At 52.3% G+C, this 17,225-nt stretch carries 12 protein-coding genes; 7 read left to right on the forward strand and 5 right to left on the reverse strand.

All coding sequences use genetic code 11. The annotated features are described in order from the left end of the window. Positions 1-43: 43 nt before the first annotated feature. The 4 genes from Q1K24_RS00355 to Q1K24_RS00370 are packed head-to-tail and all read right to left on the reverse strand — an operon-like array spanning position 44 to position 2,915. Positions 44-1,258, reverse strand: coding sequence for a cation:proton antiporter (locus tag Q1K24_RS00355; RefSeq protein WP_300364485.1), 1,215 nt, complete (start codon positions 1,256-1,258; stop codon positions 44-46). Between the two features lie 13 nt (positions 1,259-1,271). Continuing rightward, positions 1,272-2,189, reverse strand: a complete 918-nt coding sequence (locus Q1K24_RS00360; RefSeq protein ID WP_300364487.1) for a hypothetical protein — start codon at positions 2,187-2,189, stop codon at positions 1,272-1,274. A 2-nt stretch (positions 2,190-2,191) separates the two neighbouring features. Then, positions 2,192-2,503, reverse strand: a complete 312-nt coding sequence (fliN, locus tag Q1K24_RS00365; protein ID WP_300364489.1) for a flagellar motor switch protein FliN — start codon at positions 2,501-2,503, stop codon at positions 2,192-2,194. Beyond that, a complete protein-coding gene (locus tag Q1K24_RS00370; RefSeq protein WP_300364491.1) occupies positions 2,496-2,915 on the reverse strand; it encodes a hypothetical protein in 420 nt (139 codons plus the stop codon). Before Q1K24_RS00370 ends, fliN begins: the two co-directional genes overlap by 8 nt. Positions 2,916-3,115: 200 nt before the next feature. On the opposite strand from Q1K24_RS00370, the gene Q1K24_RS00375 reads away from it, so the two are divergent. The 6 genes from Q1K24_RS00375 to ccsA all read left to right on the forward strand — a co-directional run bounded on the left by Q1K24_RS00375 (position 3,116) and on the right by ccsA (position 14,156). Then, positions 3,116-3,859, forward strand: a complete 744-nt coding sequence (locus Q1K24_RS00375; protein WP_300364493.1) for a sulfite exporter TauE/SafE family protein — start codon at positions 3,116-3,118, stop codon at positions 3,857-3,859. A gap of 63 nt (positions 3,860-3,922) precedes the next feature. After that, complete coding sequence (uvrA, locus tag Q1K24_RS00380) at positions 3,923-6,763, forward strand: excinuclease ABC subunit UvrA (RefSeq protein ID WP_300364495.1); 2,841 nt, start codon at positions 3,923-3,925, stop codon at positions 6,761-6,763. Between the two features lie 130 nt (positions 6,764-6,893). Continuing rightward, positions 6,894-7,250, forward strand: coding sequence for a hypothetical protein (locus Q1K24_RS00385; protein WP_300364497.1), 357 nt, complete (start codon positions 6,894-6,896; stop codon positions 7,248-7,250). A 73-nt stretch (positions 7,251-7,323) separates the two neighbouring features. Next, positions 7,324-8,142, forward strand: coding sequence for an HDOD domain-containing protein (locus Q1K24_RS00390; protein ID WP_300364499.1), 819 nt, complete (start codon positions 7,324-7,326; stop codon positions 8,140-8,142). A 39-nt stretch (positions 8,143-8,181) separates the two neighbouring features. Further along, positions 8,182-10,866, forward strand: a complete 2,685-nt coding sequence (gene polA, locus Q1K24_RS00395; RefSeq protein WP_300364501.1) for a DNA polymerase I — start codon at positions 8,182-8,184, stop codon at positions 10,864-10,866. A gap of 146 nt (positions 10,867-11,012) precedes the next feature. Continuing rightward, positions 11,013-14,156, forward strand: a complete 3,144-nt coding sequence (gene ccsA, locus Q1K24_RS00400; RefSeq protein ID WP_300364503.1) for a cytochrome c biogenesis protein CcsA — start codon at positions 11,013-11,015, stop codon at positions 14,154-14,156. 102 nt (positions 14,157-14,258) lie between these two features. Here the strand turns inward: ccsA and dnaJ are convergent, their stop codons facing one another. Then, positions 14,259-15,389 (reverse strand): molecular chaperone DnaJ, encoded by a 1,131-nt coding sequence (gene dnaJ / locus Q1K24_RS00405; protein WP_300364504.1) that lies wholly within the window; start codon positions 15,387-15,389, stop codon positions 14,259-14,261. Between the two features lie 134 nt (positions 15,390-15,523). Between dnaJ and Q1K24_RS00410 the strand changes: the two genes are divergently transcribed. Beyond that, positions 15,524-17,224 (forward strand): hypothetical protein, encoded by a 1,701-nt coding sequence (locus Q1K24_RS00410; RefSeq protein WP_300364506.1) that lies wholly within the window; start codon positions 15,524-15,526, stop codon positions 17,222-17,224. Position 17,225: the final 1 nt, after the last annotated feature.

Consider the following 17,225-nt stretch of genomic DNA (forward strand, 5'->3'; position numbering starts at 1 on the left):
CTCAACACTCAACACTCAACACTAAGCGCGTCAGCGTGTCTCACTATTCGTGTAGCGCCTCCATATGTTTTGCATAGAGCTTTGCCAGGGGTTTTGCGCTGAGCCCATGCAGGAAGATACTCAGCAAAACCGTCAGGGTAACGGTGCCGTAGATCATTTCGTGGCCTTCGCCACCGCCAAGCTGATGGACGACGATCATCATGTAGAGAATCGAGGCGATGCCGCGGGGACCGAACCATCCCAGAAAGAGTCTGGTAGGTGCGTCGAGTCTGAGTCCGGTGAGGCTGATGACGACGGGAACGATGCGAAAGAGCGTCAGGCTGAGCAGTGCGAACAGAAGTACTTTCCAACTCCACGTATCGATGACCATCGGCACGATGACCAGGCCGAAAAGGGTGAAGATGACGAGAATCAGAAGCTCCCCCTCGCTTTCGACGAACTCTTCGATGTTTTTTTGTAGCTCCGGGGTCAGATTACCCATGACCATGCCTGCGATGAAGGCGCCGATGTAGCCGTTACCGCCGATATATTCGGAGAAGTAGTAGGCGAATATCGCGAGGGCGAAAGGGATGAGATTGCGATAGCTCTGTTCGAGCCAGTCGTGACGCATCGATATTTTCGCCTGAAAGGAACCCAGCCATCCGATGACGACGCCTCCGACGATGCCCAATGCGATCTGTTTGAGGACGTAGCCGATCCAGCTGTTGTCCTGGATGTGTTCCTGGCCGCTTCCGATCAGAGCGACGACGGTGATGAGCACGGGAAAGACGAAGCCGTCGTTGAGCCCGCTTTCGACATTGATTGTGGAACGGATTTTTTCGGGGACGATCGGGTCGGTGACGACCGCCTTGCCCAGAGCCGCGTCGGTGGGAGCCAGAAAGAGCGAAAGAAGCAGCAGGTAAAGCGGTGATTCGCCTGGAAATAACCAGATGGCCACCGCGGCGGCGAAAAGTATGGTCAGAGGCAAAGCGATGCCGAGCATCCGGATGGGCAGCCGCCATCCTTTTCCGAACCGTTTGACGTTGAGTGTCGAAGCATCGGCGAAAAGTACGACGATCAGGGCGATTTCGGCCATCGTCTGGACGATCTCCCCCTCCAGATGAAGAAACTCTTCGCCGAAAAAGAGGGGAGAGAGCAGGATGCCGATCGTCGTAAAGACCATGGGTCCGCTGATATAGTAACGGTTGAGCAGTCTGGAGTAGTAGCCATATCCCAGGATCACCATAATGATTCCGAGGATTATCATATTTTCATGCATGGATACTCTTTGATCAGAGGTGTTCCTCTTTGGATGCATTGGCCTTGAAGGCTTCGTAGGCATCGGGATGGTTCTCTTTCAGAAAATGGTCGAGCTGCTTTTTGTTGGCTTCGAACATCCGGGTGAAATCGTCTTCCTCTTCGATTCGTCCCTCTGTGAATGTATCGAGAAGAGTATTGGTGTTGCCAACCACCATCAGATACTGCCTGCCCGCGAATTCGATCAGAATGACACGATTGTGTGTATCGATCGGCTTCTGGAAACGTATGACGGCCTCTTCAGGGAGGTTGGCGGGTATGGCCCCTTTTGGCAGCAGCCATCCGCCGCCTTTGGCGAGATTGCGAAGACCTTTTCGTTTTGCGAGCCAGAGAATCAGTAACAGGAGCAGGAGAATGGCAAGTACACTCCAATATCGCCATCCGGGCAGTGTATCGGAAGATTTGAGTGTATTGAGCGGTTTGACGGCCTCTTTGTGTGTCGACGGTTTGGATGCCGCCTCTCTCTTCTGAAATTTCGAAAGCACAGCCGGCAGCGGTTCGGTTTTTGGTTTGTCGGATGCTTCCGGTTTGAGCGGATAGATGCGAAGCCGCAGACCGAAACCATCCACCGTTTTCGATGCCTGGACTCCGATTCGGCTGTTGTTTGGCGTGATTTTGATCAGTGCGCTGTTTCCGCCCGATTTTGTCACCGCGACCGAGTCGACGAAACTTTTGCGAATCGACTTGTAAAACGGTTTCTGAATTTCGGTACGGGTCAGTACAATATTGATTCTGCCGCTCTGGTCGATGTGCTTTTTGATGTTTCCTTTGAAGGGGGTATCGAACGAGAGCATCAGGTCGATGCGGTTGGCGCGTTCATAGATGTTTTCATTCAACAGAAGAGCCGAAAACAGAGGATGCATGAGAAGAATGATAAGCAGCAGGATACGCATGGTCATTTCTCTTTCGAGAGATAGTAGATCACGGCGTCCGCATCCAAAATCTCATTGATGCGGATGGCGAGATTCTTTTCGTACACCATCACTTCGCCTTTGCCGATGATACGGCCATTGACATAGGTTTCGACACTCTCTCCGGCAGGTTTTTGAAGATCGATCACCGATCCGACACCCAGTTTCAGAATTTCATCCAGTGTCAGTTCGGTCTCTCCCAGATAGGAGGTGATTTCGACCTCGATGTCGAGCAGCCGTCTGAAATCGAAAACTCTGATCTCTTCGTCCTGGACTTCGTTGGTGGGTTCAGCCATTGTTTTCCTTCAACTGCAAAGCGATACAGCGGTCGTTGACTTTGTAGAGCAGTGTTTTGTCGGCATACGGCAATGGTTGCAGACCGACGAACGTCGGTGTCTTCATGCAATAGGGAAGATTTCGGTCGCTTGCGAGCATTTTGGCATGTCCTACGATGAAATTGGCCAGCTCGGCCGTCAGGTCTTCGAGTGTCTCTTCATCGGGATCTTCGTCAAAGAGAAGAATATTCGCAAGATCTTTCAGCGTCGGTTTTTCAATCCAGATACGTGCAATGTACTCGTCGTTTCCGTCGGAAAATGGAATCTGTGCCACATAGCCGTCCGCTTCGGGATAGGTTTCGCACGGTTGCGGATACAACCCGAAATTCTGACTGAAAACCTCTTCCACAGATCTTCGAAATAAATTGATCACTCTTTGCCTTTTACTAACTGATGTGACGCTCCGCACACTCCACAATTGTCATTGATTATAGAATAAAAATTTTAAATTATGCATTAATGGTGTTGTCGGCTTTAACGCCATTGCAGTATAATACACGACTTTTTTATGGAATCCTTCTCTGTCGTAGGGTATAGGAATGGTTGGGAAGGAGTCCAAAGACGGGAAGCGATATGGAGTTTTTGCTGATACTCATCGGTATCATGATCGGTGGCATGTCGGGTTTTTTCGGAATCGGCGGCGGTACGATGCTGGTGCCTGCGCTGATCATGCTCGGATTCAATATAAAGACGGCCATCGGCATCTCCGTCATGCAGATGGTATTCAGTTCGCTGTACGGTTCATGGCTCAACCATAAAAAAGGCCATCTCAATCTCAAAGAGGGTGCGGTCATCGGGCTTGGAGGATTCCTCGGAGCGTTGGGCAGCGGCTGGCTTGTCAAATCGGTTCCGGAAATCGTTCTGGAGACCGCTTTTGTAGGTGTTGTGGGATTCGCGCTCTACCGTTTTTTCAAGGCACCGGCCCATGTCGATCCGGAGGCGGAACACGATCTCTCACCGTATGTGCTTGGCAGTGTCGGGGCCGCTATCGGCCTTTTCGCCATTTCGATGGGAATCGGCGGATCGATTCTCCTGACGCCGATTCTGGTAGGACTTTTGCACTATCCGCTCAAAAAAGCGGTCTCAGCCGGTCTCTTTTTTGTCGTATTCTCTTCGATATCCGGTTTTATCAGTCTTTCGCTTGCCGGACAGATCGATTACTGGCACGGCTTTCTGATCGGGGTGGCGTCGCTTTTCGGTGTGCAGGCGGGCATCTGGCTTGCAGGAAAAACGGGACACAGGAAACACAAGAACGCCCTGATCGTTCTCTATTTGATCATACTGGTCTTGATGTTGAAGAAAATTTTTGTCGGGTAATTGCTGAAAAGACTTGACCTTAAACAAAACTTATGCTATACCATACCCAAATATCGACAGGAGTTGAAGCTATTGGATAAAATCAAAATTTTCGGTGCTCGGGAAAACAATCTCAAATCGATCGATCTCGAAATTCCGAAAAACAGACTGATCGTCTTTACGGGACTTTCAGGGAGCGGAAAAAGTACGCTCGCATTCGATACCCTCTATGCCGAGGGGCAGCGTCGTTATATCGAGTCGCTCTCCTCCTATGCGCGGCAGTTTCTCGACCGTGTCGGCAAACCCGATGTCGACAAGATCGAGGGGTTGACCCCGGCGATCGCGATCGATCAGAAGACGACCTCCAAAAATCCCCGCTCGACGGTGGGAACGATTACCGAAATCTACGACTATCTGCGTCTTCTTTTTGCCCGTGTCGGAAAACAGTACTGCCACCTCTGCGGACGACCTGTTTCGCAGATGAGCGCCAGTGACATCATCGATCAGGTCCTCAAACTTCCCGAAGGGGCGAAACTGGTCATCATGGCCCCGCTTGTACGCGAAAAGAAGGGAACCTTCGCCGACATGATCGAGTCGCTTCGCCACAAGGGGTATGTCCGCGCTCATATCGACGGGGTAATGGTGCGACTCGACGAAGATATCGAACTCTCCAAAACGAAGAAACACACGATCAAAGCGGTCATTGACCGGGTTGCTGTCAAAGAGGGCTCGAAAGAACGGATCGCTCAGGATATCGAGAAGGCGTTGAACGAAAGCTACGGTGAAGTGGAGATCGAAGTACTCAACCACGAAGAGATGAACACGGCGCCGCTGATTCACTACAGCGAGCACCTGGCCTGTTTTCATTGCAAAGTGAGTTTCGATCCGCTCGAACCCCTCAGCTTTTCGTTCAACTCGCCCAAAGGGGCATGCCCCACATGCGATGGCCTGGGATTGCGCTATACGCTCGACCTGAACCGTGTGATCGATCCCCATCTGAGTATTTCCGAAGGGGCGGTCAAAACGCTCTACGGCTTCAACAAGAGCTACTATTTCAAATTTCTGACCGCTTTCTGCGAAACCGCCGGGATTCCGACAAAAATTCCTTATGAAAAACTGGAGGAGCATCAGAAGAAGCAGATTCTCTACGGGACACCGGATCTCGTGAAATTCACATGGAAGCGGCACCATCTCGAGCGGGTCTGGCCCGGCGTCGTCAAAATCTCCTACGATATGCTCAAAGATGACAGGGAGTTTGGCGACTACATGACCGAAAAAGTGTGCGACAGCTGTGGCGGGCACCGTCTCAAACCCGAGTCGCTCGCCGTCAAGGCGGGCGGCAAAACGATCGCCGAAATCATCGACATGCCGATCGAAGACTGCCACGCTTTTTTCCATGCCGAAACGAGCTTCGTCGATCTGTCATCCCAGCAGGCGACGATTGCCGCGCCGATTCTCAAGGAGATTCAGGAACGGCTCTTTTTCCTATACGACGTGGGACTCGGTTATCTGACACTCGGACGGGATGCCCGGACGATCAGCGGCGGCGAAGCGCAGCGCATCCGTATCGCCAGCCAGATCGGAAGCGGATTGACAGGGGTCATGTATGTACTTGACGAACCGAGCATCGGACTGCACGAACGGGATACCCAGAAACTGATCCGCACTCTCAAGTCGCTTCAAAAGAAGGGCAACAGTGTCATTGTCGTCGAGCATGACAGGGAGACGATCGAGGCGGCCGATTTCATCGTCGATATCGGGCCGGGTGCCGGAAAATTCGGTGGAGAAATCACTTTCACAGGATCGCTCAGCGAGCTCAAAAAAGCCGATACATTGACAGCCGAGTACCTGACCGGCCGAAAGAAAATAGAGTATTTCCATCGCCGTCCCCAGGCAGAGTGGCTCGAAATCAAACATGTGACGATCAACAATATCGAGAATCTTTCGACGAACATCCCTCTGCGCAATTTCGTATGTATCACCGGTGTCAGCGGGAGCGGAAAGAGTTCGTTGATTCTGCAGACGCTTCTTCCAACGGCCAAAGAGATTCTCAACCGTGCCAGAAAGGTCCATAAGGTGGATGGTGTCGAAATTGTGGGATTGGAACATCTGGACAAGGTGATCTATCTCGACCAGAGTCCTATCGGCAGAACACCCCGTTCGAATCCCGCGACCTATACGGGCGTGATGGACGAGATCCGCAATCTCTTCGCCAAGACGAAAGAGGCACAGATCCGCGGCTACAAACCGGGGCGTTTCAGCTTCAATGTCAAAGGAGGCCGGTGTGAAAAGTGTCAGGGGGAAGGGGAGATCAAGATCGAAATGCACTTTCTGCCGGACATTATGGTCAAATGCGACGCCTGCAGGGGAAAACGCTACAATCCGCAAACGCTGGAGATCTATTATAAAGGCAAAAATATTGCCGATATATTGGCTATGAGTGTTGACGAAGCACTCCATTTTTTCGAACATATTCCGAAGATTTTCGCGAAATTGAAGACGTTGCAGGATGTCGGACTGGGCTACATTACACTGGGGCAGAATGCCGTGACACTCTCCGGTGGTGAAGCGCAACGTATCAAACTCGCGAAAGAGTTGAGCCGTCGCGATACGGGTAACACACTCTATATCCTCGATGAACCGACGACAGGTCTTCATTTTGCCGATGTGGATCGATTGACGAAAGTGCTGCATCACCTGACCGATCTGGGCAACAGTGTTCTCGTGATCGAACACAATCTCGATATGATCAAAAATGCCGATTATATTATCGACATGGGTCCGGAAGGCGGTAACAAGGGAGGACAGATCGTATCGACGGGGACCCCGGAGGACGTGGCGGCATCCCACCCGGAAACCGGAAGTTATACGGGTGAATTTCTCGCGATGGAATTGGGAATAGACCGCAAAAGAAAAAATGGTTGACATTTCATAAAGCCATAGCGCTTTATGATACAATATAGAGAAAGTTATAACGTCTTATGTAGGAAAGTGGGAAATTATGGCTGCCAAACGGACAAAATTTTATAAATCAATGCCCAAATATCAGGAGTTGATGTATGAAAGTCATGGGGATTTTCTTCATCAGCAACTGACTGTCGCCGATCTGGTCGGCGGTGATCCCAAGTACGCGTATATCAAAGCAGCGCTCTATTTCATTTTCGGTCCTTACATTGCCGGTACACTGGTCATGCTGGCTTTTTCGGCGAAAGGGAGCATAAGCGATCTCTTTACAGTCGTAACGAAGGGTGATTTCATCAGTTTTTTCATGATGTGGGCAATCGGTTATGAAATTTTGGCATCCCTCTTTTTGGCATGGGCGATTTATGCGATTTTCTCTTTCAACCGCGAACTGTCAAAGAAAAAAGCACGTCGCCGCTCCCGGTCGGACAGTGTGAAATTCGGCTCTTGAAACCGAATTTCGAGATGGTTGTCCAACCATAATAGACAAATATTCAATATCAAATTTTTGAAGGCTGGAAAACATGATGAATTCTCAATTGGTGCAACGAATCAGCTCTCTTCCTCCGCTTCCGCAGACCGTGACGGAGATCGAAAAAGCATACAGCGATCCGAATGTCGACGTCAAAACCGTCGCATCGATCGTGGAACAGGATCCGATGGTCGTCGCCGATCTTCTGAAACTGCTCAACTCCGCATTTTACGGACTTCGGAAAGAGATTACGAGTGTCGAACAGGCCGTGGCACTGCTTGGAATGAAGAGTGTCAAAGACCTCGTCATCAACCTCTCCGTGCGCAATATGCTTCGTGCCAATCTTTCGCCCTACGGTTTGAACAGCGAAGAGTTTGCGAAAGTTTCCCAGTTTCAGAGTATGCTGGCCCAGCAGTGGATGAAAGCGGTCAATCCTGCGAAGGTGGAGCGTATCCGATTGCTGGCACTCCTCCAGGAGATTGGCAAAATCGTCATATCCGACGAATTGCTACGCGAAGGAGAGGATTCGACGTTTCGTGCAGAGCTCGAGGCGGGATGGGATATCCGGGAGACCGAACGCAACTATATCGATGCGACAACGGCAGAAGTCAGTGCAGCAATGCTTCGCCACTGGGAGTTCGCTCCCAGCATGGCCGATCTGATTCAATGGGCGGACATGCCCAATCAGGCCGACGGCGATGCGAAAGAGGAGGCGTGGGTGTTGCGTATCGCATCGGAGGCGGTCAGCGTTCGTGCGCCATTGAGTGAAAAGAACAAAAAACGCGCCATCAATCTTGCACTGAAAGCGGGTCTGCCCGAAGAGCCTCTGCAGGAAGCGATGGAAGATCTGACCGAACGCTGGAACACATAAGTTAAGGGGCCTTAAGTCTCTTTCGGTATCATTTCGGTTATGAAAACATTGACCGTCATCGATACCTTCGGGTTCTTTTTCCGAAGTTTCTACGCCCTTCCACCACTCAAAAACTCCGAAGGTTTTCCAACGGGCCTTCTGACCGGTTTCGCCAATCTGATTCACAATATCGAAAAAGAGTATCCCACCGATTACCTTCTTTTCGCACTCGACGCGCCGGGTCCGAGCTTTCGCCAGAAAATCGATCCCAACTACAAGGCACAGCGTCCCGAAGCGCCGCCGGAGCTGAAACAGCAGCTTCCCGTCGCGATCGAGTGGATCGAAAAGATGGGGCTTTCGAAACTGAGTCTCGACAACTACGAGGCGGACGACGTCATCGCTTCGATGGTCAAGTGTGCCAGAGAGCAGGGGATCAAAGTACGCATCGTCAGCCATGACAAGGATCTCTACCAGCTCATCGACGATCGGTACGTCGTGCTCTTCGATCCGATCAAGAAGGTCGAAATCGACGAAGAGGCGTGTGTCGGAAAGTACGGTATTCATCCGAAGCAGTTTATCGACTACCAGGCGCTGATCGGCGACAGTTCCGACAATGTTCCGGGTGTGCCCGGCATCGGTCCCAAGACCGCTGTGAAACTGCTGACACAGTTCGAAACGCTCGACGGCATCTACGGGCATATCGACGAGGTGAAGCCGGAACGCATCCGAAATCTGCTGATCAAGCATAGAGAGGATGCCTACCGAAGCAAACGGCTCGTGACGCTCCGGGATGATATTTTCGACAACTGTGACCTCACGGCATTCCGGATGCCGCCAAGCGACCCGTTGCTCAAAATCCGCGACGAGCTGGAACGTTACGAAATGCGCAATATCCTTCGCCGTCTGAAACAGGAGAGTTCCAGCAGTGAGGCATCGACCGAGTCTCCAAAGCGTACGGAGTTCGAAGCGATCCTTATCGACGATGCCGAAAAGCTTTTCGAACTCCTGAACAGGATAAGCGACGATACCCCTGTCGCGATCGACACCGAAACTGACGCTCTCGATACCAAACATGCCGCTCTGGTCGGTTTCAGCTTCTGTTTCGGAGAACACCGTGCCTACTACGTACCGGTCGCCCACAACTATCTGGGTGTCGGCGATCAGATCTCTCTGGAAGATGCGAAAAAAGCCTTCGAAATACTTTTCGAAAAAAACTTTTTCGGACACAATCTCAAATTCGACCTTGGCCTTCTCTATCAGGTGTTCGGGTTCGACGAGGTGGAGCCGTTTGCCGACACGATGATACTGGCGTGGCTTGTGGATCCCGAAGGTGCCGTGGGACTGGATCGGCTGGCATTGCGCTATTTCGGCCACGACATGGTCGCATTCAAGGATACGGTGAAAAAAGGGGAGAACTTCAGCACCGTGCCGATCGAAGAGGCGACGAAATACGCCGCCGAAGATGCCTGGATGAGCTACCGCCTCTATTTCAAGCTGACCGACATGCTCAGGCTCCAGGGGGCCGAGCATCTGCTCGACGAGGCGAAAGAGGTGGAGTACCCCTTCATCAATCTGCTCATTGCGATGGAACATCACGGCATCGCCATCGATATCGACCGGTTCGAGGCCCTTAAAAGAGAGATTGGAGAGCGGCTCGCCGTACTCACACGGGAGATATATGAAGCGGCGGGACGGGAGTTTAACATCAACTCGCCCAAGCAGTTGGGGGAGATACTCTTTGGCGTATTGGGACTGCCCGGGGGGAAAAAGACCAAAGCCGGCGGTTACAGTACCAACGAAAAGGTGCTCGATTCGCTCAAAGGCACCCACCCGGTCATTGAAAAGATTCTCGCCTATCGGGAACTTCACAAACTGTTGAGCACCTACATCGAACCGCTTCTAAAACTCGGGAAGAAAGACTCTGAGCATCGTGTCTACACCTCCTTCATCCAGACCGGAACGGCGACGGGACGGCTCAGCAGCAAGAATCCGAACCTTCAGAATATCCCTGTCAAGACAGAAGAGGGGCGACGCATCCGTGAAGGGTTCATCGCCAGTGAAGGCCATCTGCTCGCCGGTATCGACTATTCCCAGATCGAGTTGCGTTTTCTGGCGCATTTCTCGGGCGATCCGGTATTGACCGAAGCGTTCCGGCAAAACAAAGATATCCACATGGAGACGGCGGTCAAACTCTTTGGTCCGGACGAAGCCGCATCGAATCGAAACATCGCCAAGACGGTCAACTTCGGGCTGCTCTACGGCATGGGAAGCCGGAAACTCGCCCAGACGCTTGGCATTTCGACGAAAGAGGCGAAATCGATTATCGAAAACTATTTCGCATCCTTTCCGACGGTCAAGGCATTTCTCGAATCGATCGAGGCGAAAGCGAAAGAGCAGGGGTATGTGGAGACGCTGCTCGGCCGCCGACGCTATTTCGATTTCGAGCATGCCAACGCGATGCAGCTGGCCGCCTATCTGCGTGAAGCCGGCAACACCGTTTTCCAGGGGAGTACAGCCGATCTGATCAAGATGGCGATGCTGAAAATCTATCGGGTTATCCAGGAGGAATCGCTCGACGCGGCGATTCTGCTGCAGATCCACGATGAACTGATTTTCGAGATCAAAGAGAGTGAAGCAGAGAGACTGTCGAAGCGTTTTTCGGAGATTATGGAACACATTGTTTCACTGAAAGTACCATTGAAAACCAGTATCAACATTGGGCATCGCTGGAGTGAACTGAAGTGAGTCTTATAGCCTTGATTTAGCTCTTCGCTTTACCTATAAAACGCTTTTCTTTCGATATGATAATCAACTTGTAAACTTGAACAGATGTAAACGAGCCATTCGGCCCGTGTCGCATTGCCATCATCTGATATGCCGGAGTCTCGCCTATGAAAAAATTGACGGATTATATACTCTCGATGCACAGTGCCATCCTGCTCATGCTGATATTTGCATTCGCGATCGGTGCAGCGACTTTCATCGAGAACGACTACGGTACACAGACTGCCAAAGCGCTGATCTACAATGCCCGGTGGTTCGAATTTCTGCTTCTGATTCTGGCAATCAACCTTGTCGCGAACATTGTACGGTACCGCATGTGGCGTCCCGGCAAGCTTCTGGTATTCGTTTTCCATGCCGCTTTCATCATCATTCTGATCGGTTCCGCCATCACCCGTTATATCGGCTACGAAGGAATCATGCACATTCGTGAGGGGCAGAGCAGCAATGAAATCGTTTCCGATCGCACCTTCATCCAGGTCCAGACTCTCAAAGATGGCCAGCGCTTCTCCTATGCCAGGCCGGTGCTCTTCTCGAAAATCGGCAGCAACCATATGGAACAGGCGATCCGTTTCGGGAACGAAACGCTGAAGCTCGAAACGCTGAGGTATATTCCGAATGCGGCCGAAAAGATCGTTGTCGATAAAGATGGCGGTTCCATCATAACGATGATGATCGCATCCGGCGACAGGCCGCAGCAGATCACTTTAAAGGGAGGGGAAAGTTTCGAAACTCCGGCTTTCGTCATTGCGTTCGAATCCGATGTGCAGAGCGCCAAACCGGTTATCGAGATCCATTTGGCCGATGGTAAATTGATGGCCAGACTCCCCTTTGCGCTGCAATACATCAAAATGGACGATCAGAATTCCGGCATCGTCGAACAGGGAGAAAAAGAGTTGCATCCCCGCTATCTCTACAGCGGGTCGGGCATCAATTTCGTTATCAAAGAGGCACTTCCGCATGCCAGGATCGTCATCGAAAGTGCAGATAAAAAAGAGGCGGCTCCGACGATGCGTGCATCACTCGATGCGGTCGAGATCAAACTGACGATGGACGACGCATCGAAAACTGTCATGGTATACGGAGCGAAAGGACAGCCCGGCGAGGAGGTCCATGTCGAACTCGGTGGATGGGATATCGCCGTCAGTTACGGGTCACGTATCATCAAGCTGCCGTTCGAGCTGAAACTGCTAGACTTCCAGCTCGAACGCTATCCGGGTTCCATGAGCCCATCCTCCTATGCGAGCGAAGTGGTCGTCATCGATGCCGAAAAACAGATGGAGATGCCCTTTCGGATCTACATGAACCACGTTCTCGACTATCGGGACTACCGGTTCTTCCAATCCTCCTACGACATGGATGAAAAAGGAACCGTCCTCTCTGTCAATCACGACCCGGGTACATTGCCGACATATATCGGATACCTGCTGCTGGCACTTGGCATGTTCGGATCGATGTTGACCTATTCGAGCCGTTTCCAGTCGTTGATGCGGCGTGCGCGCGATCTGCAGAAGATGGCCGAAAAGTGTGCGCCGGCAGTCGCCATGGCCGGACTGCTCGGTGCGATGGCATTACCGGTACATGCCGGTACCGCGGATGCGGAAAAACTGGGCCTGCCGGTCATCCAGAAAGCGCATGCCGACAAGTTTTCGGCATTGATGGTGCAGGACAACGGGGGACGCATCGAACCCATCGATACGCTTGCGCGGGAGGTGCTGCGCAAAGTGAGCCGAAAAGAGACACATTTCGGTCTGAATGCCGATCAGATTTTCCTCGGTATGATCATCCGTCCGGTGGCGTGGCAGAAAGTTCCGATGGTCAAAGTGTCACACCCGGGTATCAACGATATCCTCGGTATCGATCCGAAGGCGAAATATGCCAAATTCGACGACTTCTTCGACTTCAAAAAAGAGGAGAGTTACAAACTCGGCAAGCGGGTCGAGGAGATTGCACGCAAGCGTCCGGCCGAACGAAGCACGCTCGACAAAGAGATCCTGAAAGTCGACGAGCGGGTCAATGTCATGTACATGACCTTCACCGGGTCGCTTCTGAGAATTTTCCCCAATCCACAGGACAAAACGGGACGCTGGTATGCGCCGATCGATGCAATCAAACATTTCGACGAAAAGAGCGGCAAGTTTGTCCAGGCGATTCTGGCGAGCTACTTCAGCAACATCGACAGCGCGTTGGAAGAGGGCGACTGGAGCAAAGCGGACAAGGCGCTGGAGGTGATCAAACAGTACCAGCACTTCTACGGGGCGGCCATCATGCCGGAGCAGGGTAAGATCGACGCGGAACTCTGGATGAACGAGGTGAAACCGTTCCAGAAGCTGATACCGGTCTACCTGGGCGTCGGTTTCATCCTGCTTATCCTCGCGATTTTGCATATCATCAAGCCGAAATTCACGCTGAAATGGCCCGTGCGCATCGCGATGGCCATTCTGATCGCGGGCTTCTTCATCCAGACCTTCGGACTGGGCATGCGGTGGTATATTTCCGGGCATGCTCCGTGGAGCAACGGGTACGAATCGATGCTCTACATCGCGTGGGCGACGCTGCTCGCCGGTTTCATCTTCTCGAAACGCTCACCCATCACGCTGGCGGCAACGGGCATTCTGGCCGGCCTCATCCTCTTCGTCGCCCATCTCAACTGGCTCGATCCCGAGATCACGAATCTCGTACCGGTTCTGAAATCCTACTGGCTGATGATCCACGTCTCGCTGATTACGGCGAGTTACGGATTCCTCGGCCTCGGTGCGCTGCTCGGTTTCATCACGCTCTGGCTCTATATTATCAAGCACGGCGAAAACCGCGCCGATATCGAATATTCGATCCGCGAACTGACACATATCAACGAAATGAGCCTCATCTTCGGGCTGGCACTTCTGACGGTCGGAAACTTCATGGGGGGCGTCTGGGCCAATGAAAGCTGGGGCCGATACTGGGGATGGGACCCGAAAGAGACGTGGGCGCTCGTGACGATCCTGGTCTACGCTGTCGTCATCCATATCCGATTCGTCAAATCGATGCGCGGCGTTTTCGCCTTCAATGTGGCGTCTCTGCTCGCCTTCAGTACCGTCATCATGACCTATTTCGGCGTCAACTACTACCTGAGCGGTATGCACTCCTACGCCAAGGGCGACCCGGTGCCGATTCCGACATTTGTCTACTATGTCATCGTTGTCGTGGTACTGACGATTCTGCTGGCGTACAGGAAGAGAGAGCTGCTGCCCCTGAGCAGAGCGAACAAATAAAAGTGAAAAGTTAAAAACGTAAAGTGAAGGATGAGGCTGGCGCCCTATCCATAACTGAAGGCCGGCAGGTGCCGGCCGCTACTTGATACTCAACACTCAGCGCTACTTCTTGAACCAACCCTTGATCTTGTCGAAAGCCGATTCGAACATGCTTTCGTGGGGCTTGGACTCGATGCCGAAGCTCTCCTGCAGCTCTCTGAGAAGCTCTTTCTGTCTATCGTTCAGTGATTTCGGGTAGACGATACGGATCTGGGCGATCAGATTGCCAAGCTGCCCGCTGTGTACGTTCCGCACCCCCTCGCCGCGGAATACGAATTGCTGCTTGTCCTTGGCACCCTGGGGAAGATTGAGCTCTTTCTCGCCACGCAGTGTGGGAATGGTGATGACATCGCCGAGTACCGCCTGTGTGAAGAATACGGGAACTTCGAGGTAGATGTCGTCACCGTGGCGGACAAAATGTTCATCCTCCTCCACGTAGAACGTGATGTAGAGATCACCGCGGCGACCGTCAATGGCGACGTTGCCGGCATTGGGTATGCGCAGTCTGTTGCCGTCATCGACCCCTTCCGGAATATCCACCGTGATCGTCGTTTCGACCTCCTCGTAGCCGCGACCGGAGCATTTTGGGCACTTCTCCCTGATGACTTTGCCGCTGCCGTGGCACTGGGGGCAGGTTTGGGCGAAAGTCATGAACCCCTGGCGCATATAGACCTGGCCCTGGCCGTTGCAGTATTCGCACTCTTTGACCTCGCCGTCCTTCGCGCCGGTTCCCTTGCACGCCTCGCACGGTTTCTTGTAGCGGTACTTGAGCTCTTTCTTGGCACCGAATACAGCCTCTTTGAAGCTGATCTCCATCTGGGCCGAGAGGTCGAGATTGTACTTCTCTCCCGAACTCCGGTTGGCCCGTCGTCCGGTGAATCCGCCGCCGAAGACCGATTCGAAAATGGCGGAGAGGTCGTCCATGATATCTTCGTAACTCTGTCCTTCGAAGCCATGAAATCCCTGTCCTTCGAGGCCGGCTTTGCCATAGCGGTCGTAGACGGCCCGTTTCTGCTCGTCGCTCAGGACCTGGTAGGCTTCGTTGACCAGTTTGAATTTCTCTTCTGCCTCTTTGTCGTCGGGATTGCGGTCGGGATGGTATTTGAGTGCCATTTTCCGATAGGCTTTTTTGATCTCGTCCTGTGACGAGGTGCGTTCGATTTCGAGTATTTCGTAGTAATCCAGTTCAGTCAAAAAGCTCTCCTGATATTTTCTGTACAAAGAAGAATGAATATGAAGTTTCTGCGCGCGATTTTAACATAATTTCAGATAAATTAAAAACTGTTTCAGCCTTATGGCGGATTGGCTTGAGTATAATCAGGGCAATCATGGAAACGAAAAAAATCAACAAAATCGAAAAACTGAAACGGCACATGAAGCCATACGACTACTTCGAAAAAATTTCGATGCTCGATCCCGCGAAACTGGAGGAGTCGGACCGGTTCTACCTGAAAAATTTCGGCATCTATACGCACAAACTCGATCCCGGCCGCTTCACGGTGAGGATACGCATTCCTGCCGGGCGCATAAGTGTGGAGAACCTGCGAAGACTCCATGCGTACGCCCGAAGCGTCGGGGCACGGGTTATCGTGACGACGCGGGCCCAGATGGAGCTGCATGGCCTCGATTTTGAAACAGCCGTCGAAACGGTTGAAACTCTCGAGCGTTTCGGCATGACCTCGTGGCAGACATTCACCGACAATTTCCGCAATATCGTGACCGACCCGCTGGACGGTATCGCGGAAGACGCCGTCATCGAAACCTATAGCCTGGTGCTGGAAATGCAGAAGATATTTCTGAAAAACCCCGACTTCGTCGGTATGATCCCGAGGAAATTCAACACGGCCATCAGCGGCAGTGAAATGCAGAACACATCCTTTTTCGGCAACGACCTCTTTTTCGCGCTGGCGGAAAAAGAGGGTGTAGAGGGGTTCAACCTATATGCCGGGGGAAAAAACTCCGAAACGGCGCGCCCGCTCGATATTTTTGCGAGATACGAGGAGGTGGTGCCGCTCTTTCGGGCTGTCGCGGAACTCTATCGCGAAGATGGCCCCAGGGAGAGCCGTTCGCGGGCGAGGCTTTTCCATATGATCGACCGGATCGGTATCGATGCGCTGCGCGGAAAAATCGCCGAACTGTACGGCAGAGATCCCAAACATGCCGGGGAACTGCGGATTCGCAAAAGCGGAAACGGCCGAAAAAAGCGATTGAAAAACGGCCTTTACGCCCACCGGTACACGACGCGTTTCGGAGAAACGGACGATCACCATTTCGAAGAGATGTTCGATCTCTGCGGCCGTTACGGCATCGGAGAGATCCGTATAGGCTGCGACCAGAATTTTTACATTCCAAACCTGCCTGAAGAGACCGCGTTCCAATATGCGGAAGAGAGGTACGACGGTATCGTGGCGTGCACCGGATCGAAATACTGCGTCTATTCGCTGATGGATACGAAGGGCGCCAGCGGTAACATCGCTGCCGAAAAGATCCGCGAACGTGGGATATCCATCGGTTTCAGCGGCTGCCTGAAAGGGTGCGCCCGTCACGCCTTCGCCGACATCGGGCTGGTCGGCATCCGTACCAAACTCTTCGCCGACGAGGTGGAGCGTGGCGTGCGCCTCTACCTCGGAGCCGAATACACCCACGGAAAAAGAGCGGGAAGGCTCATACTCTATTCGGTGCCCATGCGTCATCTGAACGCGATGATCGACCTGATCGCCGACCTCTTTGTCCAAAGCGGCTACAAAGATTTTGAGGATTTTTCGAAAGAGATTTTAAACCGTTACAGTGAACCGGCGCTCGCATTCTGGCTGCTGCTGAATTTCTACAGACGTCATGTCGTGAAAGAGGAGGATCTATTGCTTCCCGACGGCATGGCACAGGAGGATGAAAAAAGTTATTTTATCGATTGCCTGCAGGCATCCGGTAGGATGCATGACAGAAATATCGTCGAATATCTGCAATGCCAGGAAGCCTTTCCATTCAGGGAGGCGATCATCTATCTGGAGCGTGCCTGTTTTAAAAAGTGAG

It is taken from the genome of Hydrogenimonas sp., assembly GCF_029932565.1.
Taxonomy (GTDB): domain Bacteria; phylum Campylobacterota; class Campylobacteria; order Campylobacterales; family Hydrogenimonadaceae; genus Hydrogenimonas.

What these genes read in the sequence shown, in the direction of transcription:
- Q1K24_RS00355 (WP_300364485.1), bottom strand. Translation starts at nt 1,258, where the DNA reads ATGCATGAAAATATGATAATCCTCGGAATCATTATGGTGATCCTGGGA.
- Q1K24_RS00360 (WP_300364487.1), bottom strand. Translation starts at nt 2,189, where the DNA reads ATGCGTATCCTGCTGCTTATCATTCTTCTCATGCATCCTCTGTTTTCG.
- fliN (WP_300364489.1), bottom strand. Translation starts at nt 2,503, where the DNA reads ATGGCTGAACCCACCAACGAAGTCCAGGACGAAGAGATCAGAGTTTTC.
- Q1K24_RS00375 (WP_300364493.1), top strand. Translation starts at nt 3,116, where the DNA reads ATGGAGTTTTTGCTGATACTCATCGGTATCATGATCGGTGGCATGTCG.
- Q1K24_RS00385 (WP_300364497.1), top strand. Translation starts at nt 6,894, where the DNA reads ATGTATGAAAGTCATGGGGATTTTCTTCATCAGCAACTGACTGTCGCC.
- Q1K24_RS00390 (WP_300364499.1), top strand. Translation starts at nt 7,324, where the DNA reads ATGATGAATTCTCAATTGGTGCAACGAATCAGCTCTCTTCCTCCGCTT.
- polA (WP_300364501.1), top strand. Translation starts at nt 8,182, where the DNA reads ATGAAAACATTGACCGTCATCGATACCTTCGGGTTCTTTTTCCGAAGT.
- ccsA (WP_300364503.1), top strand. Translation starts at nt 11,013, where the DNA reads ATGAAAAAATTGACGGATTATATACTCTCGATGCACAGTGCCATCCTG.
- Q1K24_RS00410 (WP_300364506.1), top strand. Translation starts at nt 15,524, where the DNA reads ATGGAAACGAAAAAAATCAACAAAATCGAAAAACTGAAACGGCACATG.